The organism is Micromonospora sp. NPDC005305, assembly GCF_040607315.1.
Taxonomy (GTDB): domain Bacteria; phylum Actinomycetota; class Actinomycetes; order Mycobacteriales; family Micromonosporaceae; genus Micromonospora.
The window spans coordinates 151,302-176,203 of sequence record NZ_JBEXGL010000007.1; the positions used below are offsets into that span (position 1 = coordinate 151,302).

At 73.4% G+C, this 24,902-nt stretch carries 23 protein-coding genes and 2 tRNA genes; 9 read left to right on the plus strand and 16 right to left on the minus strand.

What is annotated here, in order from left to right; all coding sequences use genetic code 11:
• Positions 1-35: 35 nt before the first annotated feature.
• Complete coding sequence (locus tag ABZS80_RS14525; RefSeq protein WP_355056152.1) at positions 36-1,358, plus strand: ABC transporter substrate-binding protein; 1,323 nt, start codon at positions 36-38, stop codon at positions 1,356-1,358.
• Positions 1,359-1,405: 47 nt separating this feature from the next.
• Here the strand turns inward: ABZS80_RS14525 and ABZS80_RS14530 are convergent, their stop codons facing one another.
• From ABZS80_RS14530 to ABZS80_RS14560, 7 genes are all read right to left on the minus strand, one after another.
• Positions 1,406-1,654 carry a hypothetical protein gene (locus tag ABZS80_RS14530; RefSeq protein WP_151465371.1) on the minus strand — a complete coding sequence of 83 codons (249 nt, stop codon included), beginning with the start codon at positions 1,652-1,654 and terminating at the stop codon, positions 1,406-1,408.
• A gap of 111 nt (positions 1,655-1,765) precedes the next feature.
• Positions 1,766-1,839: transfer RNA gene (locus tag ABZS80_RS14535), tRNA-Met, on the minus strand.
• Positions 1,840-1,964: 125 nt separating this feature from the next.
• Positions 1,965-2,038: transfer RNA gene (locus ABZS80_RS14540), tRNA-Met, on the minus strand.
• A 50-nt stretch (positions 2,039-2,088) separates the two neighbouring features.
• The gene (locus ABZS80_RS14545; RefSeq protein ID WP_355056153.1) at positions 2,089-3,003 is read right to left on the minus strand and encodes a hypothetical protein; all 915 of its coding nucleotides are present in this window, start codon (positions 3,001-3,003) and stop codon (positions 2,089-2,091) included.
• Positions 2,993-3,502, minus strand: coding sequence for a sigma-70 family RNA polymerase sigma factor (locus ABZS80_RS14550; RefSeq protein WP_151462808.1), 510 nt, complete (start codon positions 3,500-3,502; stop codon positions 2,993-2,995). Before ABZS80_RS14550 ends, ABZS80_RS14545 begins: the two co-directional genes overlap by 11 nt.
• A gap of 150 nt (positions 3,503-3,652) precedes the next feature.
• Positions 3,653-6,640 carry a UPF0182 family protein gene (locus ABZS80_RS14555; protein WP_355056154.1) on the minus strand — a complete coding sequence of 996 codons (2,988 nt, stop codon included), beginning with the start codon at positions 6,638-6,640 and terminating at the stop codon, positions 3,653-3,655.
• A 124-nt stretch (positions 6,641-6,764) separates the two neighbouring features.
• Complete coding sequence (locus tag ABZS80_RS14560) at positions 6,765-7,778, minus strand: PDZ domain-containing protein (protein WP_355056155.1); 1,014 nt, start codon at positions 7,776-7,778, stop codon at positions 6,765-6,767.
• Positions 7,779-7,962: 184 nt separating this feature from the next.
• Here ABZS80_RS14560 and ABZS80_RS14565 point away from each other — a divergent pair, with 184 nt between their 5' ends.
• Positions 7,963-9,165 carry a zinc-dependent metalloprotease gene (locus tag ABZS80_RS14565; protein WP_355056304.1) on the plus strand — a complete coding sequence of 401 codons (1,203 nt, stop codon included), beginning with the start codon at positions 7,963-7,965 and terminating at the stop codon, positions 9,163-9,165.
• Between the two features lie 91 nt (positions 9,166-9,256).
• Here ABZS80_RS14565 and ABZS80_RS14570 read toward each other — a convergent pair whose 3' ends face one another.
• Together ABZS80_RS14570 and ABZS80_RS14575 are read right to left on the minus strand one after the other, a co-directional pair.
• Complete coding sequence (locus ABZS80_RS14570; protein WP_355056156.1) at positions 9,257-9,859, minus strand: hypothetical protein; 603 nt, start codon at positions 9,857-9,859, stop codon at positions 9,257-9,259.
• A gap of 102 nt (positions 9,860-9,961) precedes the next feature.
• On the minus strand, positions 9,962-10,492 hold the full coding sequence (locus ABZS80_RS14575) for a M48 family metallopeptidase (RefSeq protein WP_355056157.1): 531 nt from the start codon (positions 10,490-10,492) through the stop codon (positions 9,962-9,964).
• A 477-nt stretch (positions 10,493-10,969) separates the two neighbouring features.
• Here ABZS80_RS14575 and ABZS80_RS14580 point away from each other — a divergent pair, with 477 nt between their 5' ends.
• The 3 genes from ABZS80_RS14580 to ABZS80_RS14590 all read left to right on the plus strand — a co-directional run bounded on the left by ABZS80_RS14580 (position 10,970) and on the right by ABZS80_RS14590 (position 13,787).
• The gene (locus ABZS80_RS14580; protein WP_012014940.1) at positions 10,970-11,137 is read left to right on the plus strand and encodes a DUF5679 domain-containing protein; all 168 of its coding nucleotides are present in this window, start codon (positions 10,970-10,972) and stop codon (positions 11,135-11,137) included.
• Between the two features lie 171 nt (positions 11,138-11,308).
• Positions 11,309-12,430: a TOMM precursor leader peptide-binding protein gene (locus ABZS80_RS14585; RefSeq protein ID WP_355056158.1), complete on the plus strand. Its 1,122-nt coding sequence runs from the start codon at positions 11,309-11,311 to the stop codon at positions 12,428-12,430.
• A 10-nt stretch (positions 12,431-12,440) separates the two neighbouring features.
• The gene (locus ABZS80_RS14590; protein WP_355056159.1) at positions 12,441-13,787 is read left to right on the plus strand and encodes an AarF/ABC1/UbiB kinase family protein; all 1,347 of its coding nucleotides are present in this window, start codon (positions 12,441-12,443) and stop codon (positions 13,785-13,787) included.
• Between the two features lie 297 nt (positions 13,788-14,084).
• Here ABZS80_RS14590 and ABZS80_RS14595 read toward each other — a convergent pair whose 3' ends face one another.
• From ABZS80_RS14595 to ABZS80_RS14605, 3 genes are all read right to left on the minus strand, one after another.
• On the minus strand, positions 14,085-14,450 hold the full coding sequence (locus ABZS80_RS14595; RefSeq protein ID WP_151462818.1) for a WhiB family transcriptional regulator: 366 nt from the start codon (positions 14,448-14,450) through the stop codon (positions 14,085-14,087).
• A 136-nt stretch (positions 14,451-14,586) separates the two neighbouring features.
• Entirely contained in the window at positions 14,587-14,841 is a 255-nt protein-coding gene (locus tag ABZS80_RS14600; RefSeq protein WP_355056160.1) for a hypothetical protein, read from the minus strand.
• Positions 14,842-14,971: 130 nt separating this feature from the next.
• Positions 14,972-17,131: an ATP-dependent DNA helicase UvrD2 gene (locus ABZS80_RS14605; RefSeq protein ID WP_355056161.1), complete on the minus strand. Its 2,160-nt coding sequence runs from the start codon at positions 17,129-17,131 to the stop codon at positions 14,972-14,974.
• Between the two features lie 91 nt (positions 17,132-17,222).
• On the opposite strand from ABZS80_RS14605, the gene ABZS80_RS14610 reads away from it, so the two are divergent.
• Positions 17,223-17,465, plus strand: coding sequence for a mycoredoxin (locus tag ABZS80_RS14610; protein WP_355056162.1), 243 nt, complete (start codon positions 17,223-17,225; stop codon positions 17,463-17,465).
• A gap of 57 nt (positions 17,466-17,522) precedes the next feature.
• Here ABZS80_RS14610 and ABZS80_RS14615 read toward each other — a convergent pair whose 3' ends face one another.
• A complete protein-coding gene (locus ABZS80_RS14615; RefSeq protein WP_355056163.1) occupies positions 17,523-18,788 on the minus strand; it encodes an MFS transporter in 1,266 nt (421 codons plus the stop codon).
• Between the two features lie 203 nt (positions 18,789-18,991).
• On the opposite strand from ABZS80_RS14615, the gene ABZS80_RS14620 reads away from it, so the two are divergent.
• From ABZS80_RS14620 to ABZS80_RS14630, 3 genes are all read left to right on the plus strand, one after another.
• Positions 18,992-19,972: a helix-turn-helix transcriptional regulator gene (locus ABZS80_RS14620; RefSeq protein ID WP_355056164.1), complete on the plus strand. Its 981-nt coding sequence runs from the start codon at positions 18,992-18,994 to the stop codon at positions 19,970-19,972.
• Between the two features lie 72 nt (positions 19,973-20,044).
• Positions 20,045-20,275, plus strand: a complete 231-nt coding sequence (locus ABZS80_RS14625; RefSeq protein WP_262284869.1) for a DUF397 domain-containing protein — start codon at positions 20,045-20,047, stop codon at positions 20,273-20,275.
• A 210-nt stretch (positions 20,276-20,485) separates the two neighbouring features.
• Entirely contained in the window at positions 20,486-20,755 is a 270-nt protein-coding gene (locus ABZS80_RS14630; protein ID WP_151462827.1) for a hypothetical protein, read from the plus strand.
• 213 nt (positions 20,756-20,968) lie between these two features.
• Here the strand turns inward: ABZS80_RS14630 and nudC are convergent, their stop codons facing one another.
• The 3 genes from nudC to ABZS80_RS14645 are packed head-to-tail and all read right to left on the minus strand — an operon-like array spanning position 20,969 to position 24,676.
• Positions 20,969-21,916 carry an NAD(+) diphosphatase gene (gene nudC, locus ABZS80_RS14635; RefSeq protein ID WP_355056165.1) on the minus strand — a complete coding sequence of 316 codons (948 nt, stop codon included), beginning with the start codon at positions 21,914-21,916 and terminating at the stop codon, positions 20,969-20,971.
• Positions 21,917-21,972: 56 nt separating this feature from the next.
• Complete coding sequence (locus ABZS80_RS14640) at positions 21,973-23,310, minus strand: pitrilysin family protein (protein ID WP_355056166.1); 1,338 nt, start codon at positions 23,308-23,310, stop codon at positions 21,973-21,975.
• A gap of 55 nt (positions 23,311-23,365) precedes the next feature.
• The gene (locus ABZS80_RS14645) at positions 23,366-24,676 is read right to left on the minus strand and encodes a pitrilysin family protein (RefSeq protein ID WP_355056167.1); all 1,311 of its coding nucleotides are present in this window, start codon (positions 24,674-24,676) and stop codon (positions 23,366-23,368) included.
• Positions 24,677-24,902 lie beyond the last annotated feature (226 nt).

Sequence of the window (24,902 nt, forward strand, 5' to 3'; positions counted from 1 at the left end):
GTCCGCAGCAGCCGCCCGCACCCCGGGAGAGACCCGTGCGCGCACCGCAGTCCGTACCCCGTCCCGGCATCGGCCGGCGGCGGCTGCTCGGCGCGCTGACCGGGCTGCCGCTGCTCGCCGGCGGGCTGGCCGGCTGCGGCCCGGAGGAGGAGGGCTCCCCGGTCGAGGACGGCCCGATCGAGCTGTCGGTGTTCTGGTGGGGCGGGACCCGGCGGGCCGAGGCCACCGAGAAGGCCCTGCGCCTCTACTCGCAGCAGAACCCCCGGGTGAGCTTCCGGGTGACCTGGCAGGGGCTCAGCGGCTACTACGACCGGCTGGCCACCCAGGCCACCGGGGGCAACGTGCCCGACCTGTTCCAGATCGACGACACCCTGCTCACCGAGTACGCCCGCCGGCAGATCGTCCTCGACCTCAGCGCCTGGGTCGCCGACCACCGGCTCGACCTGCGCGACCTGCCCGAGCACCTGGCCCGGTACGGCCGGGTGGACGAGCGGACCGTGGCGGTGCCCGCCGCGCAGACCAGCGCCGCGCTGGTCTACAACCGCGACCTGCTGCGCCGGCTGGGGCTGCCCGAGCCGCACACCGGCATGTCCTGGCGGGAGTACGCGCGGTGGGCCGCTCGCGTCACCCGCACGTCCGGCAACCGGGTGGCCGGCACCATGGACCCGTCCGGCGACTACCGGGCGCTGTGGCTCTGGCTGCGCGGCCAGGGCGGCGAGCTGTACCAGGGGCGGCAGCTCGGTTTCAGCTCCGGGGAGCTGCTCGACTGGTTCGAGTTCTGGGAGGTCGCCCGTTACGACCGGGCCACCCCCAGCGCCGCGCTGGTCGAGCAGGCCGACAGCGGCGAGCTGGCCCGCCAGCTCGTGGTCACCGGGCACGCGGCCGCGTCGTTCGCCTGGTCGCACCAGCTGCCGGAGCTGCAACGGCTCACCGACGACGAGCTGGGCCTGGCGGCCTTCCCGGGCCCGCCGGCCGCGCAGTGGCCCCGGGCGTCGATGTACTGGGCCGCCTACCGGGGCAGCCGCCACCCGGGCGTGGTGGTCGACGTGATCAATTTCCTGACCACCAACGTGGCCGCGGGCCGGATCCTCGGCATCGAGCGCGGCCTGAACGCCGCCGTGCCGGTCCGCACGTACGTCGTCGACGGCGTGACCGACCGCACCGAGAAGCGGGTGGTGGCCCTCGGCGCCGAGCTGGACGAGCTGGCCGGGCCGGCGCCCGCGCCACCGCCCAAGGGGCACGCCAAGGTGCGTAACCTGCTCATCGACGCGGCCGAGAGCATCCGCGCCAAGCGCTCGGGCGCCCGGACGGCGACCTCGCGGTTCATGGCGCAGGCGACCGCCGCCCTGGCCCAGTGAAAGGCCGCCCGCCGCGCCCCGGGGGCGCGGCGGGCGGACCGGTTCCGTCAGCGCGGCGGGCCGCCGCGCCGGCCACGCATGAGGCGCAGCACCAGCAGCACGATCACCACGACCACCACCAGGCAGCAGAGCAGCCCGAGGAAGCCGAAGCCGCCCCGGGACCGCCGCCGGGCGGCCTCCACCACCAGCTCGCCAGTACCCGTGGAGGCCCAGGCCGCGACCGGCACGAACACCGAGAGCACGACCGCACCGAGGACCGCGCTGAGGCGGCCCCACCATCTGTTCCAACCAGACATGCACCCATCCTCGCCGAGAAGTGCAACCGCGGCAGGACGGACGGGCCGGATCACGTCGCCCGGAGAAAGCGAAAGGCCCCGGAGTTCCCTCCGGGGCCTTTCGTGAACGAGTAGCGGGGACAGGATTTGAACCTGCGACCTCTGGGTTATGAGCCCAGCGAGCTACCGAGCTGCTCCACCCCGCGTCGGCTCGTACAGCCTATCTCATGTCCGCCGTGGAGATCAGCCGGGTTACCCGATCCGCCGCGCCGGGCCGCGCCCGGCATGACGAAGGGCCCCGGAGTGAACTCCGGGGCCCTTCGTGAACAAGTAGCGGGGACAGGATTTGAACCTGCGACCTCTGGGTTATGAGCCCAGCGAGCTACCGAGCTGCTCCACCCCGCGTCGGCTCGTTAACCGTAGCGTACGGGCCCCACGAGGCGCAAAACGGCCCGTCAGGCCAGCCACCTCCGGATCGCCTCGACCGCCCGGCGGCTGTCCGCGTCGAACTGGGCGCGCTCGGTCGAGGTGCCCTCCCAACCCTGCTCCCAGACCACGGTGACCACGTCACCGGAGCGGACCGCGCGGACCAGGTGGACCTCGTCGCCGCCGGTCGGGTCGCCGTTGACGTCCCGGGACAGCGTCCGGGTCTCGAACAGCACCGACTCGTCGCCGTACCCGGTGTCGCGGAGCAGTCGCTGGCGCTGCGTCACCCCCGACGAGTCCGGGACCGGCTGCTCGGGGCAGTCCCGCACGGCCGTCCGCAGCGCGGCCAGCGCGTCGTCGGCCCGCCCGGGACGGTAGACGGTGATGCTGTGCCGGTAGCTGCCGTCCGGGACGTACCCCTTCGGGGTGCCGGTGAGTTTGAAGGCCAGGCTGCGGGCGCGGCGGGTGACCGTCCCCGCCTCACCGGGCCTGGCGCCGCAGAGCGCCGGCAGCACCGGTCCCGGGATGAACTCGTCGCCGACGCCGGTGTCGTTGGCGGCGGCCAGGGTGAAGAACGCCCGGTCCGGGATGCTCGTCGGGCCGGCGGCCGGCGGCCGGCCGCTCGTCTTCGGCGGCGCGTCCGGGGTACGCGCGGAGGGCGCCGGGGAGGTGTGGCTCGGCAGCGGCGCGGGCGGGGTCGGGGTGGGCGCCGCGCTGTCGGTGGTGGCGGCCGGCGCCGGCTCGGGGTCCGGTCCGGCGGCGAGCACCAGCTGCGCCCCGGCGGCGGTGCCGGCGACCACCGCGGCGACGGCCAGCGCACCGACCGCGGCCCGCTGCCGCGCCCGGCGGTCGGCACCCCGGCGCACCCGGTCCGGGGCCGCGAGCACGCGCTCGTCGGTCTCCGCGGCGAGCGCCTGGTAGAGGCGGGTCAGTTCACGCGACATCGTTGACCTCCAGCTCCTCGGCGGCCACGCCGGGCAGCAGCTCGGCCAGCCGGGTCCGGCCCCGGGACAGCCAGGACTTCACGGTGCCGGTGGGGACCCCCGCCTCCCGGGCGATCTCCTCCACCGACAGGTCGAACAGGTAGTGCAGGGCGAGGGCCTGCCGGTGCCGGGCCGGCAGCTGCCGCAGCGCCCCCACCAGCAGCACGGTGTCCTCGCCGGGTGGCCCGACGTCGGCCGGCGGGCCGGTGCGGCTGGCGGCGAGCCGCCAGCCGCGCAGCCGCCGCCACCGGTCCGTGGCCAGCCGGCTGATCACCAGACGCAGCCAGGCCTCGGGCGCGGGGTGGGCGGCCAGCTTCCCCCACTGCCGCCACGCGCGGGCGTACGCCTCCTGGACCAGGTCCTGGGCGTCACCGGCGTCGTCAGCCACCGCGCGGCCGTACCGGAGCGCCCGCCCCGATGTGCTGCGGTAGAAGTCGTCGAACGTGTTCACATCGCGCATCTGGACTCCCGCCTCCCCTCACGCCCACCTGCTCTGATGACGGTGGAAGCGGGCTCGGGGTTGCGGGTGTTCCGTCCGGTTTGCGACACGAGCCCGTGGTCCGCGACCGCTACGGGTCACGGACCACGGGCTCGCGTGGTCGGCTCGGCGTCAGCCGTTCGGTGTCGGGGACGACGAGGGCGACGCCGGCGGCGACGCCGCGGGGCTGCCGCTGGGGCTCGGACCGGGCGACGGGTTCGCCGCCCCCTGCGCCTCCTGGAACGCGGCCATGGCCTCGTCGAGCGTCTTCAGCGCCCGCCCGTACCGCTCGAAGTCGCCGGACGCCTGCGCGGCCTTGACCTCGATGATCGCGCTCTGCACCCGGCCGGCCGCCTGGGCCAGCTCCCCGCTCAGCACCGGCGGGCTGGTGCCGCCGGTCGGCGGGTTCGTCCCGCCCGAGGTGGGCGGCGGCGGGCCGCCGGGGGCCCGCTTGCCCTGCTCGACGAGCTGCTTGATGCCGTCGCTGAGGTTGTTCGCCAGCACCACGTACGAGCCGCCGTCGCCGTACGACAGCAGCACCCTCTGCAACTGCGGGAACGCGTTCTGGCTGTTGCTCTTCACGTAGACGGGCTCGACATAGAGCATCCCGTTGCCGAACGGCAGCGACAGCAGGTTGCCGTACTGCACCTGGGACTGACCCGAGGAGAGCAGGTTGAGCTGCTGCCGGATGTCGCCGTTGTTGGTCATCTGCTGGTGTACCTGGACCGGCCCGGAGATGCGGGTCTGGTCCGGCAGCTCCAGCACCTCCAGCTGGGGGCGCCCGTCCACGTACGACCCGGAGATCAGCGCGGCCAGGTTCTCCCGGCGGTTCGGCGTGACCGCCGAGGTGAGCTGGAAGCGCGGCCCCTCCTGCCCCGGGAACTGGGTGAACAGGTAGTACGGGGGCTGCTTCGCCCCGCTGTCCGGGGCGTCCGGCACGTTCGGGACCTGCCAGAAGTCCTGGCCGGAGTAGAAGTCGCCGGGGTCGGTGACGTGGAACCGGGCGAGCAGGTTGCGCTGCACCTTGAACAGGTCGGCCGGGTAGCGGAAGTGCTCGGCCAGCTCCGCCGGAATGTCGCCCTTGGGCAGCACCAGGTCACCGCCGAAGGCCTTGTTCCACGCCTTGAGCACCGGGTCGGTGTCGTCGAACGCGTACAGCTTCACCGTGCCGTCGTACGCGTCGACCGTCGCCTTCACCGAATTGCGGATGTAGTTGACGTTCTCCCGGGCCAGCTGGAAGGTGCCGCGGCCGGTCAGCTCGTCGGCCGTCTCGGCCTGCAGGTTCACCCGCTCCGCGTACGGGTAGGTCGCGGCCGTCGTGTAGCCGTCCACGATCCACTGGACCCGGCCGTTCACCACCGCCGGGTACGGGTCGCCGTCCAGGGTGAGGAACGGCGCCACCTTCTCCACGCGGTCCCGCGGGTTGCGCACGTACAGCAGCTTGGAGTCGTCGTTGACCGCCTCGGACAGGAGGAAGTTCGACTCCTGCTCCTTGATCGCGTAGAGCAGGCGGCGGGGGAACGAGCCGATCTCGACGCCGCCCTCGCCCGTGTAGGTGTAGTACTGCTCGCCGCCCGTGGACGTGGGCCGGTCGAACTCGACGTTGCGGTCCCCGGTCTGCCCGACGATCGCGTAGTCGTCGGCCTCCATCCGCTCGCCGTAGTAGATCCGCGGCTGCTGGGCCGGGATCTGCTCCGACGGCGACGAGCAGCCCTGCGTCTCCTTGCTCGCCTCGCCGAGGAAGCCGGAGACGAAGTACGGCGTGCCGTTGCCGCAGACCTGGTTGGCCGGCGCCGCGACCAGCCCGTACCCGTGGGTGTAGACGGTGTGCCGGTTGATCCAGTTGCTCTGCTGCGAGGTCAGCTCGCCGTAGTTGATCTCCCGTACGCCGACCACGTAGTCGGAGGTCTTGCCGCCCACCGCGTACCGGTCGATGTCCAGCTTCGGGCCGAAGTCGTAGAAGCCGCGGACCTGCTGGAGCTGTGTGTACGTCTCGGACACCAGCTGCGGGTCGAGCAGCCGGACGTTCTGCACCACCGAGGTGTCGGTGGCCAGGTTGGCCGGCGGGACGAGATTGTTCGCCGCGTAGCCGGTGTTCTTCGTGTCGGTCAGCCCGAACGCGGCCCTCGTCGCCTTGATGCTGCGGTCGATGTACGGCGCCTCCTTGTCCCGGGCACTCGGCTTGACCTCGAAGGTCTGCACCGCCCACGGGTAGATGCCGCCGATCGCCACCGCCGAGACGCCGAGCAGGGCGAGCGCGATGCCCGGCCAGACCAGGTTCCGCATCCACGCGTTGGAGAACACGATGATCGCGACGGCCACCACGACGGCGATCCAGGCGAGGATCTCCTTCGCCGGGAGCAGCGCGTTGATGTCGGCGTAGCCCGCGCCGTAGAGCTTGGCGCCCTCGTTGTACTCCAGCAGCATGGCCCGCTGGTCCAGCACGTACGCGATGGCCTTGAGCAGCACGAAGACCGCGACCAGCGAGCTCAGGTGGGCCCGGGCGCCGTTGGTCATCCGGTCCCCGACGCCCTGCAGCCGCACCCCGCCGAAGATGTAGTGCACGGCCAGCGCACCGAGCAGGGCGAGCACCACCGCGGTGAAGCCGACGCCGAGCAGGTAGCGCCAGAACGGCAGCTGGAACACGTAGAAGCCGATGTCGACGTTGAACTCCGGGTCCTTCACACCGAAGCTGCCGCCGTTGCGGAACAGCAGCCACTGGCTCCACCGGCTCTGCGCGGAGAGGCCGGCGAAGAGGCCGATGACCGCGGAGGCCAGGGCGATCCAGGTGCCGAGCCGGGGGCTCAGCAGCATCCGGTAGCGCTCCAGCGTGGCCTGCTCGGCGGAGTGCGGGCGCAGTTGCGGCCGCAGCCGGTAGGCCAGCCACAGGTTGCCGGCGACGATGACCGCCATGCCGAGCCCGATCACCAGGAACAGCAGCAGCCGGGTGGCGAGCACGCCGGTGAAGACCTGGGTGTAGCGGACCTCGTCGAACCAGAGCCAGTCGGTCCACGCGTTGACCCCCCACCCGAGCAGGGTGAAGAGCACGAACACCCCGATCAGAACTCCGATGGTGACGCGTCCGCGCCGGCTCATCCTCGGAAGGGGGCTGCTCCGCATGACCACTGTTGGCTCCGCACGCTCGATGTGATCGGCTCCGACCAGGCACCCAGAGTACGGGGTGTTCCTGAACACGTCGGGTCAAGGTCACGTCACGATCGTCCGGTGGCCCCGCGCGGCCCGGTCAGCAGCGGGTCGGCTGCCCCCCGGCGCGCAGCTTCTCCAGGGCCGTCAACGCGTCGTCCAGCGACCCCACCCTGAGCAGCGGCAGGTCGGGCTGCGGGTTGCGGACCGCCTCGGCGCAGTTGTCGGCGGGCACCAGGAAGACCTTCGCCCCGGCCTCCTTGGCGCCGACCAGCTTCTGCGCGATGCCGCCGATCGGGCCGACCCGACCCTCGTCGTCGATGGTGCCGGTGCCGGCGATGACCTTCCCGCCGGTCAGGTCGGCCGGCTCCAGCTTGTCGACGATGCCCAGGGCGAACATCAGCCCGGCGCTGGGGCCGCCGATGTCACCGAGGTCGATCTTGAGGGTGAACGGGTGTGGCTGCTGCTGGTCGATCTCGATGCCGATCCGCGGCCGGCCGTCCTGCTCACGACTCCTGACCGTGGCCGTGGCCGGCGCACCGGCCCGGGTGTAGCCGATCTTCAGCGCCGTGCCGGCGGGCTTGGCGCGGATCAGCTCGGTGAGCCGGGCCGCGCTGGTCACCGGCTGCCCGTCGACCGAGGTGATCACGTCGTTGGGCTTGAGCACGTCGACCGACGGGCCGCCCGCGGTGACCGTCTTGACCAGCACCCGGATCGGGTAGCCCAGCTCCCGCAGGGCCGCCGTCTCGGCGCTGGTCTGCGAGTTCTGGAAGTCCTCCGCGTTGCGCTGCTCGACCTCCTCCTGCGACTCCCCCGGCGGGTAGACCAGCTCGCGCGGCACCACCGCCTCGTCGGAGGAGAACCAGCCGGCCAGCGCCGAGCGCAGCCGGACGGTGGGCTGCACACCCACCGTGGTCAGCCGGAGCTGCCCGGCCGAGGTGGACGTCGCCCGGCCGGAGACCTGAATGATCTCCTTGCCGTTCTCACTGCCCAGGGTGTTGACGGTCGGGCCGGGACCGAGCACCACGTACGGGATCGGCACGCTCAGCACGCCGACGCTGAGCAGGGCGGTGAGCAGTGCACCGAGGAGTACGGTCACGCCGCGACGTCTCATGCGCCAGAGCGTACCGATCCGGCCCGGAACGTCCGGCGCGGTGACCGCAGGACTTCGCCCTCAGCGCAACGCCGACGCGCACGACCTGCGGCGCGGCCCGCGTACCGTAGACGTCGTGCCTGATATTCCGTTCGGCTTCGCGCTCCCGGGTGGGCAACCACCAGACCCCAACGATCCCGCGCAGATGCAGCAGTTCATGTCGCAGTTGCAGCACCTGCTCTCGGCGCCGGGCAGCGGGCCGGTCAACTGGGACCTCGCCCGGCAGGTCGCCGCGAGCCAGCTCGCCGCCGCCGGCGACCCGGCGGTCTCGCCGTTCGAACGCAACGCGGTGGAGGAGGCGCTGCGCATCGCCGACCTCTGGCTGGAGCCGGCGACCTCGTGGCCCACCGGCATCCGCACCTCGGTCGCCTGGAACCGCAACGAGTGGATCTACAAGACCCTCGACGTGTGGCGCAAGCTCTGCGACCCGGTGGCCAGCCGCATGGTCGGCGCCATGGGAGACCTGGTGCCGCCGGAGGCCCGGGCCCAGCTCGGCCCGATGCAGTCCATGGTCGCCACGCTGGGCGGCGCGCTCTTCGGCGGCCAGCTCGGCCAGGCGCTCGGCTCGCTCGCCGCCGAGGTGCTCTCCGCCGGCGACATCGGCCTGCCGCTCGGCCCCGCCGGCACCGCCGCGCTCGTCCCGGCCAACATCCGGGCGTACGGCGAGGGCCTGGAACTGCCCGAGGACGAGGTCCGCCTCTACGTCGCCCTGCGCGAGGCCGCCCACCAGCGGCTCTTCCAGCACGTCCCGTGGCTGCGCGGGCACGTGCTCGCCGCCGTGGAGAACTACGCCGCGGGCATCCGGGTCAACCGGGAGGCGATCGAGGAGGCGATGGGCCGGGTCGACCCGACCGACCCGGAGTCGATGCAGGCCATCGCCCTGGAGGGCATCTTCACGCCCGAGGACACCCCGGCGCAGAAGGCGTCGCTGGCCCGGCTGGAGACCGTGCTCGCCCTGGTCGAGGGCTGGGTGTGCCACGTCGTGGACAGCGCCGCGGGCGACCGGCTGCCGAACGTGGTCCGCCTCGGCGAGGCGTTCCGCCGCCGCCGGGCCGCCGGTGGCCCCGCCGAGCAGACCTTCGCCGCCCTGGTGGGCCTGGAACTGCGGCCGCGCCGGCTGCGCGAGGCGACCGTGCTCTGGTCGGCGCTCACCGAGCACCGGGGGATCGCCGGCCGGGACGCGGTCTGGGGCCACCCCGACCTGCTCCCGTCGGACGAGGACTTCGCCAACCCGGAGGCGTTCGCCGCGACCACCAGCGACCTGGACGAGGAGCTGGCGAACTTCGACTTCACCGCACCCGGCGCGCCGGAGGAGCAGGCCCCGGGCGAGGACGACGACAAGTCCTGACACCGCACGTCGCCGGGGCCCGCACGCACGCCGTGCGGGCCCCCGCGCAGCTTCCGGCGCTCGTGGACCCCGGCGCAGCTTCCGGCGCTCGTCAGCCGGGCTGGCCGGAGAGCAGCGCCCGGGTCGCCTCCCAGCCCTCGAAGGCCGGGTCGAGGGTGGCCAGATCGGCCGGGCCGCGCAGCCGCCGCCAGCCGGCGGTGACCGCCACGTCCCCGGGGCGCGGGGCGGCGGCACGCACCTCGGCCGGCGCCGCGGTGTCCAGGTCCAGCGCCGGCAACCACTCCGGTGCGGGCAGCCGGGCCGCCACCCCGAGCAGCCCCACCCCGCTGCCCTCCACCGGGGCGACCGCGACGGGGCGGCTGGTCAGCGGCCGGAGCAGCTTGCCGAGAGTCAGCCCCGGCACGTCGGGCGCGTCGGCGACCACCACGGCCGCCTGGTCGAACCCGGTCAGGGCGGCGAACACCGCAGCGACGGTGAGCTCCGGCACCTCGTACACGGCCGTGCCGGGCCAGACCACCGCGTCGGCCAGCCAGCGGTCCTCCGGCGTCACGGCCACGGCGGTCTCGACCTCGTTCAGCGTGGCCAGCAGGTCGACCACGTCCTCGGCGAGCGCGCTCCGCCACCGCGCCGGGTCGATCCCCGGGGGCGCCCAGCCCACCGGGCCGAGCAACGCCACCACCACACGTCGAGCCACCCGACGACCCTAACCCGCCACCCGTTCCACCCAGACGCCCCGAACCGCCATGCCGCCGCGCCGCCGTGCGTCCCGGCGAGAACTGGGAGGCGGGGCTGGGCGTCAGTCGGTCAGGGGGACGCCGGAGGTGGCGGCTACGCCCTCCAGGTAGCCGCGGGCCCGTTCGGACTTCGGATAGCGGCTGACCAGGGCCCAGAACGCGGCGTTGTGGCTGGGCACGATGAGGTGGGCCAGCTCGTGCAGCAGCACGTAGTCGATCACCCACTCGGGCATGTCCTGGATGCGGTGGGAGATCCGGATGGTGCGGTCGGCGGGGGTGCAGGAGCCCCAGCGGCCGTTCTGGTTGGTCACCCAGCGGACGCTGGCCGGGGCAGCCAGCCGACCGTGCTCGGACAGGTAGAGGTTGATCAGTCGGGTGGCCCGGGCCAGCAGCTCGGCGTCGGAGCGGGCGAGCCGGCCCTCGCGGGCGGCGAGCCGGGCCAGCATCCGGTCGACCCACTCGCTCTCCTCGGCACGGGAGAACTGGTCCGGGATGAGCACGACGACGCGCTCACCGTCGCGGTACGCGGACACCGTGCGTCGCCGGCGCTGGCTGCGCCGTACTTCGACGACGGGCTTCCGCGTCCCGGCCATCACTGGTCCGCGCAGCCTCGGCTGACTGTCACGAGGGAAAGCTAATGCGTACTGACCAGGGGTCCGCAAGAGTCAACACGACGACACGCGCCCGGAAAATGGTGGTTGGTCGTCAGGAGTCCTGAAAAAAATCTTTGCGGCGGCAGTTGACCATCACCTGCGGGCCCCTGTCAACGTTAGGTGATCTACGGACGAGTTGTCGCGGTGGGGCCGCCCCGAAGGGGGATCTGAGGGCATTCACCCGGCGTGTCCCCGCGAAACTGACTTATCCGACGTAACGCGGCATGCACACTCTCGACGTCGACTTACTCACAGAGTCGACGCACAGCTGACATGGAACCGCCCAGACCTGGGTAGGGTCCGCCAACCAGCGGTCACGTGCGTGATCGCGGAGAACCCCCGGCGCCGGCGCCACCCGTGGCCCGCCGCAGGGAAACCCGCCGGAGGCGTCCGGTGGACGAGACGAGGAGGGCTACCGTGGCCGACCAGGCCCAGACCTACAACGGTTACTGCGTGAAGTGCAAGGAGAAGCGGGACTTCGAGGGCCGCGTGGAGGTCTCGAAGACCGGCATGAACATGGCCAAGGGCAAGTGCCCGGTGTGCGGCACAACAGTGAACCGCATCCTCGGCAAGGCCAAGGTCTGACCCGTCCGGGTCGCACGGGGGAGGGGTGGCGGTCGCCACCCCTCCCTCGTCGTGTAGCCGACACCGGCTACCGGTGGGTTGTGGACAACCCGGGTTTTCCTGTGGACAACGCTGGCCACGGCCCGGCGCACCTGTGGACAACGATCGACGGACAGCGCGGACGCGGTCACGATGCGTGGTGTGACCGAACCGGTGCCCCTCGCCCGTCCGACGCTGCTGCCCGGCCTGACCCGGCTGTGGCGGGACCGGCACACCCTCCAGCTCGGGGTGGAACCCGGCCGGGCCGTGCTGCTGGAGGTGACCAGCCCGGGCGCCGCCCGCCTGCTCGACCTGCTCGACGGCACCCGTAGCGAGCGGGAGATTCTCACCGCCGCCACCGCCGCGCGGGTCCCACCGGCCGAGGCCCGGATGCTGCTCGACACGCTCCGGGCCGCCGCTCTCGTCGTACCCGCGCAGAGCCTGCTCCCCCGCGACCTCACCGGGCCGGTCCGGGCCCGGCTCACCGGGGAGGCCGACGCCCTGGCCCTGGCCGCGCCCACCCTGCCCGGCACGCCGGCCCGGCTGCTGCGCCGCCGGCGGGCCGCGCGCGTGCTGGTCAGCGGGGCCGGGCGGCTCGGCGCGGCGATCGCCGTGGCGCTGGCGCAGGCCGGGGTCGGGCACGTCGTACCCGACCTGGCCGGCCCGGTCCGCCCCGGTGACCTGGTGGGCACCGGCCTCACCGGTGCGGAGCTGGGCCGTCCGCTGGCGCCGGCGGTCCGCGCGGCGTTGGCCCGGTGCGCGCCGGGCACCGCGACCGCGCCGCTGCGGCCGGGCCGGGCCGACCTGGTCGTCCAGCTCGGCGCCGACCGCCCGGCGGCTCTGCTCGCCACGGGTTACGCGCGCCGCCGTCAGCCCCACCTCCTGGTCGACCTGCGCGGCGGCGTGCCGGTGATCGGCCCGCTGGTCCGCCCGCCGGTGGGCCCCTGCCTGCACTGCCTCGACCTGCACCGCACGGACCGCGACCCGGACTGGCCGGCCCTCGCCGCCCAGCTCGCGGCCGGCGACGGCGAGCCGGTCTGCGCGACCACCACCCGGCTGGCCGCGGCGGCCTACGCGGCGGCCGAGGCGTTGACCCACCTCGACGGGGGCACCCCGGAAACGCTCGGTTGCGCGGTCGAAATCGGGCAGCCGGGCAGGTTCCGGCATCGCCGGTGGCCGCCGCACCCCTCCTGCGGGTGCTCCGGGCGTCGCCCGATCCGGTTCGACGCACCCGCTCCCGGCCGCACAGCAGCAGCGGGCCCGCCGAGTCGGTAACAATGACCGGGTGACCGACATCCCGCGCCGGGCCGTGTCCCGGACCGCCAAGCTCGCCGCTCTGCCGCTCGGTTTCGCCGGTCGGACCGTCCTCGGCATGGGCAAGCGGGTCACCGGGCTCGCGTCCGACGTCATCTCCGCCGAGATCCAGCAGCGCACCGCCGAGCAGCTGTTCAGCGTGCTCGGGCAGCTCAAGGGCGGGGCGATGAAGTTCGGGCAGGCCCTGTCGGTCTTCGAGGCGGCGCTGCCCGAGGAGATCGCGGCTCCCTACCGGCAGGCGCTCACCAAGCTCCAGGAGGCCGCACCGCCGCTGCCGGCGGCGACCGTGCACAAGGTGCTCGCCGAGCAGCTCGGGCCGGACTGGCGGGACCGGTTCGTGGAGTTCAACGACACCCCGGCCGCCGCCGCCAGCATCGGCCAGGTGCACCGCGCGATCTGGCGCGACCCGGGGTACGGGCCGAACGGCGGCCCGCGCCACCGGGACGTGGCCGTGAAGATCCAGTACCCGGGCGCCGGGGACGCCCTGCTCGCCGACCTGAAGCAGCTCTCGCGGCTGGGCGGCATGTTCCGCGCGATCCAGCCCGGGCTGGACGTCAAGCCGCTCCTGGCCGAGCTGCGCGAGCGGATCACCGAGGAGCTGGACTACGAACTGGAGGCCGAGTCGCAGCGCGCCTTCGCGGCGGCGTACGCCGGCGACCCGGACATCTACATCCCCGAGGTGCTCGACGCCGCGCCCCGGGTGCTGATCACCGAATGGGTGGAGGGCACCCCCCTGTCGCAGATCATCCGGGAGGGCACCGAGGAGCAGCGCGACGAGGCCGGGCGGCTGATGGCCGAGCTGCACCTCTCCGCGCCGATGCGGGCCGGGTTGCTGCACGCCGACCCGCACCCGGGCAATTTCCGGCTGCTCCCCGACGGCCGGCTCGGTGTGATCGACTTCGGCGCGGTGGCGCGGATGCCGGCGGGGACCCCCGAGCCGATCGGCCGGATCGCCGCGCTGGCGCTGCGCGACGACGCGGACGCGGTGGTCGCCGGGCTGCGCGACGAGGGTTTCGTCAGCCCCACCGAGCCGATCGACGCCGAGGGGGTGCTGGACTTCCTCCGGCCGATGCTCGAGCCGATCGCCGCGGACGAGTTCCGGTTCACCCGGGCGTGGCTGCGCGCCCAGGCGGCCCGGCTGGCCAGCCCGCGCTCCCCCACCTACCAGCTCAGCCGGCAGCTCAACCTGCCGCCGAACTACCTGATGATCCACCGGGTGACGCTCGGCTCGATCGGGGTGCTCTGCCAGCTGGAGGCGAAGGCGCCCTACCGGGCGATCCTGGAGCGCTGGCTGCCCGGCTTCGCCCCGGTGAGCTGACCGACGCGCACGCCGAAGGGGCGGTGACCATCCGGTCACCGCCCCTTCTGTGGTGTAGGGATCTAGAGAGCGCCCAGGTCGCGGGCCGACTGGCTGCGGCCACGCATGGCGACGGTACGGGCGGAACGGGTCGCCTCAGTGCTCGTGGTGGTGCCGGCCTGAGGCCGGCGCATTCGAGCCCGGGACAACGCTTCGTGGAGTAGTTGCATCTCGGTTCCATTCGGCAGGTGCAGCATCGATTTCGGCTTTCTCGTGGCCGGTGAAGGTCACCGGCGGGGACGTTGGAACGGGGTTGTGTCAGGCTGCCAGCCGGACGGAGTTCCGCGACTCGGACAGCCCACTGGCCGCCAGTCGCGCCTCCGCCTCGACCCGGAGCTGGGCGTCACGGGCGAGGTCCTCCTTGCGCGGACGGCCACGGGGCCGCTTGCGCGGGACGACCGCGCCACGCTCGAAGATCTCGCCGCCCCAGACGCCCCAGGGCTCGGACCGCTCCACCGCACCGGCGAGGCACTCGACGCGCAGCGGGCAGTCCCCGCAGAGCGACTTGGCCAGCTCGAGCTCGGCAGGCGAGTCGGAGAACCACAGGTCGGGGTCGAACTTCCGGCAGGGCAGGTTCGCCTCCACCTCGACGCTCACGTCGAGTGGGGCCAACGCCAGACTCATCCTCCGGTCACCTCTCTCTCACTTCGATCTCGTGGATCGCATTTCTGACGGCACTACGGCGGTGCAAAAAAAACTGAGGCCGCGGATCCCGGTATGCGGGTTCCGCGGCCTCGAGGTGAGCCGGTGGTCTGGTGGATCAGACCGGTCTACCTCGAGGTGGAACGCCGCGGACATCCGTGCGCTTCTTGGCGCCATCGATGCCCATGCCCGTGAAGCCACTGGTCCCCTCGATCCCCGCCAGCGGCGCCACGGTCCGGTTCAGCTCGGCCTGAACCTGGGCCTGGTGCACCTGCGGAGTCGACGGTCGAGCGGCAAGGGCCACCCGGACGGACGACAGGGGAGCGACGGCAGCTGGCATCGCCGCCGAACGCTCATAGGTGAAGATCTCCACGGGTGCCACCTCCTCGTCTTTCCTCGTGCCGACCTTGGACTCGTCCCCCGTGAGCAGCCAGAATGGCGCCGCTCGCGAGGTGTGTCCTGAGGCTATTCCTCGCCTCGGGGCGAGGGCAAACGATTTACGGCTAGATTTCGAAACTTTTCTGCGGGCAGACCTCGTCCACTCCCGCACCGGCCACCAGGGCCAGCACCGTATCGCCGTAAAGTCCCAGTTTGCGGGGGCCGATCCCGGCGATCGCGATCAGTTCCTCGGTGCGGCCGGGCCTCCGCTCGGCCAGCGCGGTGAGCGTGGCGTCGGTGAAGACCACGTACGCCGGCACCTTCTGCGCTCCGGCCACCCGCTGCCGCCACTCGCGCAGCCGCTCGTAGAGCTCCTCGTCCAGATCGGACGGACACGTCGGGCAGCGGCCCAGCTTCCGGTCCGCCCCGGCCAGCAGGGTGGCGCCGCAGATCCGGCAGGAGACCACCTGGGCTCGCCGCCGCTCGGTGCGCCGGGCCGCGCCCGGGCCCGCGCCGGCCCGCTCGCCGCCGCCGGAGCGGTCCAGCTGGGGCAGGAACCGGGACGGCCGCCGGGCCCGGCCGCCGGGCGAGCGGGCCGCCGCGTACGACAGCCAGAGCCACTCCCGTGCCCGGGTGACTCCGACGTAGAGCAGCCGCCGCTCCTCCTCGACCTGCTCGGGGGTCTTCGCGTACGTGGTGGGCAGGGTGCCCTCGGCCAGCCCGACCAGGAAGACGGCGTCCCACTCCAGGCCCTTGGCCGAGTGCAGCGAGGCGAGCGTCACCCCCTCCACGGTGGGCACGTGCTGCTGGGCGGCCCGCCGGGCCAGCTCCTCGTTGAAGTCGCCCAGGGTGACGGGGCGTTCGATCGCGGCGGCCTCACCGATCGGCACCACCTCGGGCGTCGCCGCGTACTCCTCGGCGAGCTGGACCAGAGCGGCGAGCGCCTCCCACCGCTCGCGCGCGGCCCCGCCGGCCGGGGGCGCGTCGGGCGCCCAGCCGACCGCGGCGAGCCCCTCCACGACGGCGGCCGGCAGCGGGGTCTCGCCCGGGATCGACCGGGTGGCGGCGCGCAGCGCGATCATGGCCTGGCGCACCTCGGGGCGCTCGAAGAAGCGCTCCGCCCCCTGCACCACGTACGGCACCGCGGCCTCGGTGAGCGCCTTCTCGTACGCCTCGGACTGCGCGTTGGTGCGGAACAGCACCGCGATCTCCCGCGCCGGGGTGCCGCCGTCGACCAGCGCCCGGCAACGGGCCGCGACGGCATTGGCCTCGGCCGGCTCGTCGGTGAAGATCCGCAGGTCGGGCTCGGGGCCGGGCGGGCGCTGGCCGTGCAGCTCCAGCCGGAGCCGGGCCTCGGCGCCCCGCGCCTGGGAGATCACCGCGTTGGCCAGCCCGACCACCTGCGGGGTGGAACGGTAGTCCCGGACCAGCCGGACCACCGTCGCGTTGCGGTGGCGGCGCGGGAAGTCGATCAGGTAGGACGAGGTCGCCCCGGTGAACGAGTAGATGGTCTGGCTGGCGTCGCCGACCACGGTGAGGTCCTCCCGGCCGCCGAGCCAGGCGTCCAGCAGCCGCTGCTGGAGCGGGTTGACGTCCTGGTACTCGTCGACCACGAAGTGCCGGTACTGGCCGCGGACCTGCTCGGCGACGTCCGCGTGCTCCTCGATCCCCCAGACCGCGGCGCGCAGCATGTCCTCGAAGTCGATCACGCCGTTGCCGCGCTTGAGCCGCTCGTACGCGTCGAAGACCTCCGCCACCTTCGCCGGCTCGTGCGGGGTGTCGCGCAGCGCCTTGGCCGCGGCCACCACGTACTCCCCGGGCTCGACCAGCGACGACTTGGCCCACTCGATCTCACCGGCCAGGTCGCGGGCGGCGGCCCGGTCGGCCCGCAGGCCCACCTTGGCCGCGGCCAGGGTGACCACCCGGACCTTGCTGTCCAGCAGCTCGGGCATGGCCCGGCCCTCCAGCAGCCGGGGCGCGAAGTAGCGGACCTGGCGCAGCGCCGCGGCGTGGAACGTGCGGGCCTGGACGCCGCCCACGCCCAGCCCGGTGAGCCGGGCCCGCATCTCGGCGGCGGCCCGGGCGGTGAATGTGACGGCCAGCACGTGCCGGGGGGAGATGTCCCCGGTGAGCGCCCGGTGCGCGATCCGGGAGGTGACCGCCCGGGTCTTGCCGGTCCCGGCGCCGGCCAGGATGCAGACCGGGCCGGCCGGCGCGGTCACCGCGGACCGCTGCTCCGGGTCGAGGCCGGCCAGCACCCGTTCCGCCGCTGAGTGAACCACCACAGCCAGGAATCATTCCAGCCTTCGACGATGTTGCAGCGATTAGCCTGGCCTGATCGGACCGGGCGCGAGTCACCCCTTGGAGGACCTGACCATGTTGACGATGTATTCCACCCCGTGGTGCGGCTACTGCCACCGGCTGAAGTCGCAGCTCGACCGGGAGGGCATCGCGTACGAGGTGGTCGACATCGAACAGGACACGAAGGCCGCGGAGTTCGTGATGAGCGTCAACGGCGGCAACCAGACCGTCCCGACGCTGAAGTTCGACGACGGCAGCGCCCTGACCAACCCCTCGATCACCCAGGTCAAGCAGCACCTGACCAGCATCGCCGGCTGACCGGCCCGCACCCTGCCACAGCGGCCGCCCCCGACCGGGGGCGGCCGCTGTCGCGTCTCAGGGCGCCCGGCGCGGGCGCGGCGCGGCGAGCACCTCGTGGTCGAGCGGGCGCCGCGGGGCCGGGACGTGGACCACGACGGGCCGCGGCGCGGTGAGCCGGCGGCCACGCCAGAGGTAGAGGCCGGCGGCTGTCGTCATCACCCCGACCAGGGCGAAGAGCAGGCGGTAGTCGAAGACGCCGACGAGCAGCGCGCCCGCGCCGATGGAGACCGCCTGCGGGCCGCTGACCAGCGCCTCCGCGGCGGCGGCGACCCGGCCCAGCAGCCCCGGCGGGGTCCGCCGCTGGATCAGCGTGTTCAGCCCGACCATGGTCAGCGGCAGGGAGACCCCGGCCAGCAGCAGCGCCACCACGCCGAGCCAGAGCCGGGGGTACGCGAGCGCCAGCGCGGCCGGCCCGAAGAAGGTCACCCCGGCGGCGAGCGCCCCCACCTCGCCGGCCCGGCGCACCACGGCGGCCGAGACGAGCCCGCCGACCAGCCCGCCGACCCCCTGCACGGTGACCAGCACACCGACGAACGCGGCGTCCCGGCCCAGCCCCAGGTCGACGTACGCGAAGATCAGCGACTCGGTGAAGCCCATCATGAGCGAGCCCAGCCCGTACCCGAGCAGGGCCCGGCGCAGCGCGGGGTCGCCGGACAGGTGCCGCAGCCCGGCGCCCAGCCCGGCCGGCCAGCGGCGCGCGGACCGGGCGGGTGCGGTCTCGGTGACCGGGAGCACGCCGACGACCGCGGCGGCGGTGAGGAAGCCGGACATGGCCAGGGCGACCAGCAGCCAGCCGCCGACCGCGGCGTAGAGCCCGGCCCCGGCCAGCGGGCCGACCAGCCGCAGGCCCTGCCGGACGGTCTGCAGCACTCCGTTGGCGTCGGCCAGCAGGTCGCTCGGCACCAGGTGCCGGATGAGCCCGCTGAGCACCGCGCTCAGGGTGATGTACGACAGGCCGTACAGCGCCGCCACCAGGTAGATCACCCAGACGTCGGCGCGGTCGTGGACCGCGAACAGCGGGCAGAGCAGCACGGCCGTGCCCAGGTTCGCGGCCACGAAGAAGGGCCGGCGGCGGCACCGGTCGACCACCCACCCGACCAGCGGGGCCAGCGCCATCGGCGCGATCACCGCGAAGATCGTCGCCCCGGCCATCCCGTCCGACCCGGTGAGGTCCTTGACCCAGACGGCCAGGGCCAGCAGCAGGATCGACTCGGCCGCCATGCTCGCCAGCAGCGCGACGAAGAGCAGGCGGAAGTCGGGGCGGCGCAGGACGGTGCGCATCGGGTTCCCTCCGGCGGGGGTGCGCCATCCGGCGCGTCGGGTCGGGCGCCGGTGAAGGCACCTCTCCACAGTCCTCTTTTTGTCGCGTGACACGCCCCCGCCGGACCCTCCGACACCGGTCGCGCCGTCCATACTGACCGTGGGGGGCGAATTTCATACAGTTACCGTCGCGTCCTGCGACGGTCGACGGGAAAGAGGACGCCGTGCCTCCTGCCGCACCAGGCCCGATCCTGCGCCGTCGCAGGCTCGGCATCGAGCTGCGCCGACTCCGTGAACAGGCCGGCCTCACCGGCGACCAGGTCATCGAGCGGATCGGCTGGGCCTCCGCGTCCAAGCTGTCCCGCCTGGAGAACGGCCGCAGCCGTCCCGACCCGGACGACGTGGGCGTCCTGTTGACCCTCTATGGCGCGCAGGATGAGCTGCGCGAGGAACTGCTGGGCATCACCCACGACGCCGGCGACATGCGCGGCTGGCTGCGCAACTTCCCGGTGATGACCCAGCAGCAGCGCGCCTTCGCCGAGCTGGAGGCGGGGTGCGCGGAGATCTCGGAGTACAACCCGGTCCTGGTGCCCGGGCTGTTGCAGACCCCGGGGTACGCCCGGCACCGGATCATGTCCGCGGCCCAGGTGGCCGAGAAGGCCGGCGACCTGGAGACCGAGGACCCGGAAACCGAGGTACGCGCCCGGCAGGCCCGCCAGTCGCTGCTGACCCGCTCCCCCGACGCGCCGCGCTACACGGCCGTGCTGGAGGAGGCGGCGCTCGGCCGCCGGGCCGGCCCGACCGAGGTGCTGCACGAGCAGATCGTCCACCTCTGCGAGCTGGCGCTGCTGCCGAACGTGACGCTGCGCCTGCTGCTGCGGGACACGCGGGTCGGCGACTGGTACCTCCCGCCGACCGCCTTCTCGGTCTACCGGTTCGCCGATCCGCTCGATCCGGAGACGCTGGCCATCGAAGGTGGCTTCACCGACGTCATGTCGACCGAGGTAAACACCCTAAATCGCTATAAAGTGGTGTTCGAGTGGCTGAGCTCGGCGGCGCTCTCCGCATCGGACACCCTCTCCTGGCTGATCGAGGCGACGGGACGGCTGACCGGCACGGCAGTCGAGTCCCCAGTGGCGTTCGGGCCGGCAACGGCGCCGACCCAGCGCCGCCGCGACTCGGGGCGCCTGACGACGGACCGGTGATCGACGGGGACGGTCCGGCGGCCCGCTGCGTCACTCGTCCCCATCGGAACACTCCAGACCAGGAGCAGAACCATGAACGAGATCCGCAACAGCTCGTCCGAGCAGCTCGCCGGCGCCGCCTGGCGCAAGAGCACCCGCAGCCAGACCTCCAACTGCGTGGAGGTCGCGCCGCTGCGCACCGGGCCCGAGGCGGTGGCCCTGCGGGACAGCAAGGACCCGCGCGGGCCGGTGCTGCTGTTCAACCGGGCCGGCTGGCTCGGCTTCATCGCCGGCGCGAAGAACGGCCAGTTCGACCTGAACTGATCCGGCGAACATCCGGGGGCCGTCGGCGTGGCGCCGGCGGCCCCTTGGCGTCCATCCCCGACAACTGTGCGGACCTGGGGTCACCCGATCGGTCGACGCCGCGAACGATAGGCGGGTTTCACTTGCTGGGACGGCGCACGGGCGTAACATGACGCAAGAGTGACGTGGAAGTTGCAGCCTGCATCCGTCCGTCCGCACCCGGGGGCCACCATGCGGTTCCTGATCGTCCGCACCGAGATCCGTGCCGCCGCCGACACCGACATCGCCGCCGCCTGGGCCGGTGGAAGTCGGCTGCGGGACGAGACCAGCGCGCCGGAACCCCGCCGCCAGGTCGTCCACGCCGAGGACCGCGACGCCGCCCTGCTGCTCGCCCGCGCGCTGTCCACCGTGGGAGCCGTCCGCGCCGGCCGGCACCGGGTCAAGGTGCTGCCCATCGAGGACATGAACCCGGGTCACCCCTACCACTGGGGCGGCAGTTGACCCGCCACTGACGTCCGTCGCGACCGGACCGGCTCCCCCGCCGCGTTCCACGCCTCACCGGTCACGACGGCCCGTGTTCCCGGCCCGAGACCGCCGCGGCAACGACGGTCCCGGGCCGGGACCGCATCCGGCCCGCGTTCCCGCCGGCCAGCCGACCCGCCGCCCGCGCCTCCACAATCTCCGCGGCCTCCCACCGGCCCGGGTTTCCGGTGTTCAGCAGTGGCCGTCGAGCCAGCGGTGGACCAGGAAGAGGGCGATCGACGAGGGTGGCGGGAGCACCAGGAGGTCCCCGCCGTCCACCCGGACCGGCTGGTCGGCCAGCGCGGCGCCGATCTCCCGCCGGGTGAACCAGCGGGCGTGGGCGATCTCAGCCGGGTCCACCTGGATCGGCGCGTCCGCGTCGGCGCGGGCCAGGAAGCCGAGCATTAGCGAGCCCGGGAACGGCCAGGACTGGCTGCCGGCGTACCCGATCTCCTCGACCGCGACGCCGACCTCCTCGCTGACCTCGCGCAGCACGGCGGCCTCGGCCGACTCCCCCGGCTCCACGTAGCCGGCCAGGCAGGAGTAGCGGCGCCGCCCCGGGGTGCTCGGCCAGGTGGCGTTGTTGCCCAGCAGGCAGCGGCCGTCCGGGCCGTCCACGCCGTCGTGCACCAGCACGATCATCGCCGGGTCCGTGCGCGGCCAGATCCGGTCGCCGCCCGGGTCGACGCGGGACCAGCCGGCCTCGTCCACCTCGGTCGGCTGGCCGGTCGACGAGGAGTAGCCGTGCCGGACGTGCCAGTTGAGCAGCGCCAGCGCGGTGGTGAAGATCCCGGCGTCGCGGTCGGTCAGCAGGTGGCCGACCTCCCGCAGGTTGACCCGGCGGGTGCCGGCCAGCTCCGGAAGCGGCGCGTCCACGGCGAAGACCGGCACGCCGTCCGACTCGACGCCGAGGAACATCGGCACCGACCGGGGCACCTCGGGCAGCTCGCCGGAGCCGACCAGCACCAGCTCCGGCGGGGCCGCCACGCCGCGGACCAGCGCCCGACCGTCGTCGGTCGAGTCCAGCACGAGCACCCGGGCCTGCTCCCACGCCTCGGCGAGCCACCCCGGGTCGGTCCGCCGGTGCGCCGCCCGGTCCAGTGTCGTCCGGGCCAGCGGTGGGGCGGGCTCGCCAGTCACGGTGCCTTCCTTCGTTCGCGACTGCGGGGCTCGCAGACCCGGCTCACTCCTCGCGCTCACGGTGACTCCGTGCGGACCGGGGCGAGCGCGGCCAAGGAGTCGGCGACCCGCTCGGCGTCGCCGAGCACCACGGTGACCGCCTGCGCCGGGGCGAGGTAGCGGGCCGCCGCCGCGGCCACGTCGTCCACGGTCGCCGCAGCCAGCCGGGCGGCGTGCTCGGCGAGGAAGTCCAGGCGCAGCCCGTTGCCCGCGTACGCGCTGGTCAGCGAGGCCAGACCCGCCTGCGTGGACATGCCGAGCTGGAGCGTGCCGAGGGCGTACTGGCGGGCCTGCTCCAGCTCGTCCGGCTTGGGCGGCAGGGCGGCCAGCCGGCCCAGCTCGTACATGGTCTCCAGCAGGGCGGGCGCGGTCACCTCGGTGGCCACCTCGGCGGCGGCGACCAGCACCGACCCGGCCACCGAATGCTCGACCAGCGAGTGCGGCCCGTACGTGTAGCCCTTGTCCTCACGGATGTTCTCCACCCAGCGGGAGGAGAAGTAGCCGCCGAAGAGCAGGTTGGCCAGTTGCAGCGCGGCATGGTCGGGATGGGTGCGGGGCACCGCGGGCAGCGCGATCCGCAGCGAGGACTGCACCGAGCCGGGCCGGTCGACCAGCAGCACCGGGCCGGGCTCCAGCGGCGGCGCGGGCGGCAGCTCGGCCGGCTGCCCCTCCCCCTTCCAGCCGGACAGCGCCCGCTCGGCGGCGTCCAGCGCCTTCTCCGGCTGCACGTCGCCGACGAGCACCAGCACCGCGCCGGCCGGGTGCACCCGCTCGGCGTGCAGCCGGCGCAGCACCGGGGGCTTCACCGCGCGTACCTGGTCCGGCTCGGGGGTCTGCACCGCGTACGGGTGCCGGCCGTAGATCCGCTTGAGCAGCGCGGTGCGGGCCAGGTGGGCGGGCTGGCTCTGGGCCACCTGGATGCGGTCCACCAGCCGCTCCCGCTCGGTCTCCACCCAGTCGGCCGGGTAGGTGGCCCCGGTGAGCACGTCGGCGAGCAGCTCCAGCATCCGGTCCAGGCCGGTGACCAGGCCCGCACCGGAGAGCATCAGCCGGTCCGGGTCGATGCCGGCGGAGAGCCCGCCGCCGACCTTCTGCAACTCCGCGGCGAGCTGGGTCGCCGTGTAGGTCTCCGTGCCGGAGAGCAGGGTCTGCGCGAGCATCCCGCCGCGGGCCAGGTGGGTACGCCCGAACGGCATCCAGAGCCGCAACTCGACCAGCGGGATCGCGCTGCGGCGTACCGCGATCACGGTGAGCCCGTTGCCGAGCGTGCGCTCGGCCTGCTGGGGCAGCTTGAGCCTGCGGTTGGGACCGAGCGCCGGCAGCGGCCGGTGTCCCGTCTCCACGATTGCCGTCACTGAGCTTTCTCCGTTCGCGACTGCGGGGCTCGCAACCCCGGCTCACTCCTCGCGCTCACCGGCCACCTCCGGCAATGACCTCGATGGACGCGCGGCGTTCCGGCCGCAGGGTGGCGGCGGCGGCGCGGACCTGCTCGTCGGTCACCTCGCCGACCAGCCGGGGCAGCTCGTTCATCAGGCCCGGCGCGCCGCGCTGCTGTTCCAGGACGGCCATTCCCAGCGCCCGGCCGAGCACCGCGTCGGTGTCCCGCAGCAGGTGGGTGGCCATCCGCGCCTGGGTCCGGGCCAGCTCCCCCTCGGTCAGCCCGTCGGTGGCCAGCCGGTCCAACTCCTCGTCGATGGTGCGCAGCACCTTGTCCACGTCGCCGCCGGGGGGCAGGTGCGCCTGGAGCAGCAGCGCGGTGGGGTCGCGCACGTCGAACGGGTCGCCCATGAAGCCGAGGTAGCCGCCCAGGCTGGTGACCGAGCGGTCCCGCTGGACCAGCCGCTCGACCAGCCGCGAGGCGTCGCCGTCGGTGAGGACCTCGGCCAGCACCACGTACGGCAGGTAGCCGGCGAAGTCGGTGACCGGGTCGGGCACGCGCCACGCCCCGGCCACCGCGGGCAGCGGGGCCAGCTTGTCGGTGTACGAGGTGCGCCGCTCCGCCGTGAGGTCCGGCTCGGTGAAGTCGGGGCGCTCCGGGGCGGGGCGGGCCGGCACGTCGCCGAAGTGCCGCTCGATCAGCGCCGTCGCCTCGGCCACGTCGACGTCCCCGCTCACCGCCAGGACGGCGTTGCCGCTGGCGTAGTAGCGGCGGAAGAAGTCGGCCGCGTCGCCGACGGTGGCCGACTCCAGGTCGTCGAAGGAGCCGTAGCCGTCGTGCGCGTTGGGGAAGGTGTCGAACATGACCGGCGGCAGGGTGAGCCAGGGGAACCCGCCGTACGGCCGGTTGAGCACGTTGACCCGGATCTCCTCCTTGACCACGTCGACCTGGTTGCGCAGGTTCTCCTCGGTCAGGCGGGGGCCGCGCATCCGGTCGGCCTCCAGGAAGAGCGCCCGCTCCAGCGCATTGCTGGGCAGGGTCTCGTAGTAGTCGGTGTAGTCCAGGTGGGTGGAGCCGTTGAAGGTGCCGCCGGCGCCCTGGACGTGCCGGAAGTGGGCCAGCTTCTCCAGATTCTCCGAGCCCTGGAACATCAGGTGCTCGAAGAGGTGCGCAAAGCCGGTGCGCCCCTCCGGCTCGGAGCGGATGCCGACGTCGTAGACCACCGCCACCCCGATGACCGGGGCGCTGCGGTCGGGGGTGAGCACCACCCGCAGGCCGTTGTCGAGGGTGAACCGCTCGACCGGGTATTTCGTCGCTGGAATTCTCGCTCTCCGCGTCGGCACGAGATCGACCCTAACGCGTCGGCAGTCCCCGCACCGGCGGTGTGGGCGGGCCCACCGGACGGCGGTGCCGGGCAGCAGCCGACCGGCGCAGCCATCTCCACCGAACAGGTAGGAATTGCCGAGAATCCCCAGGTCGCGCGTCCCGGATCGCGGACGGGTCTTGACGCCGCCCACGGCCTGCCCCAGTCTTCCTACCAACTAAGTAGGAATACTGCGGATTGGATAC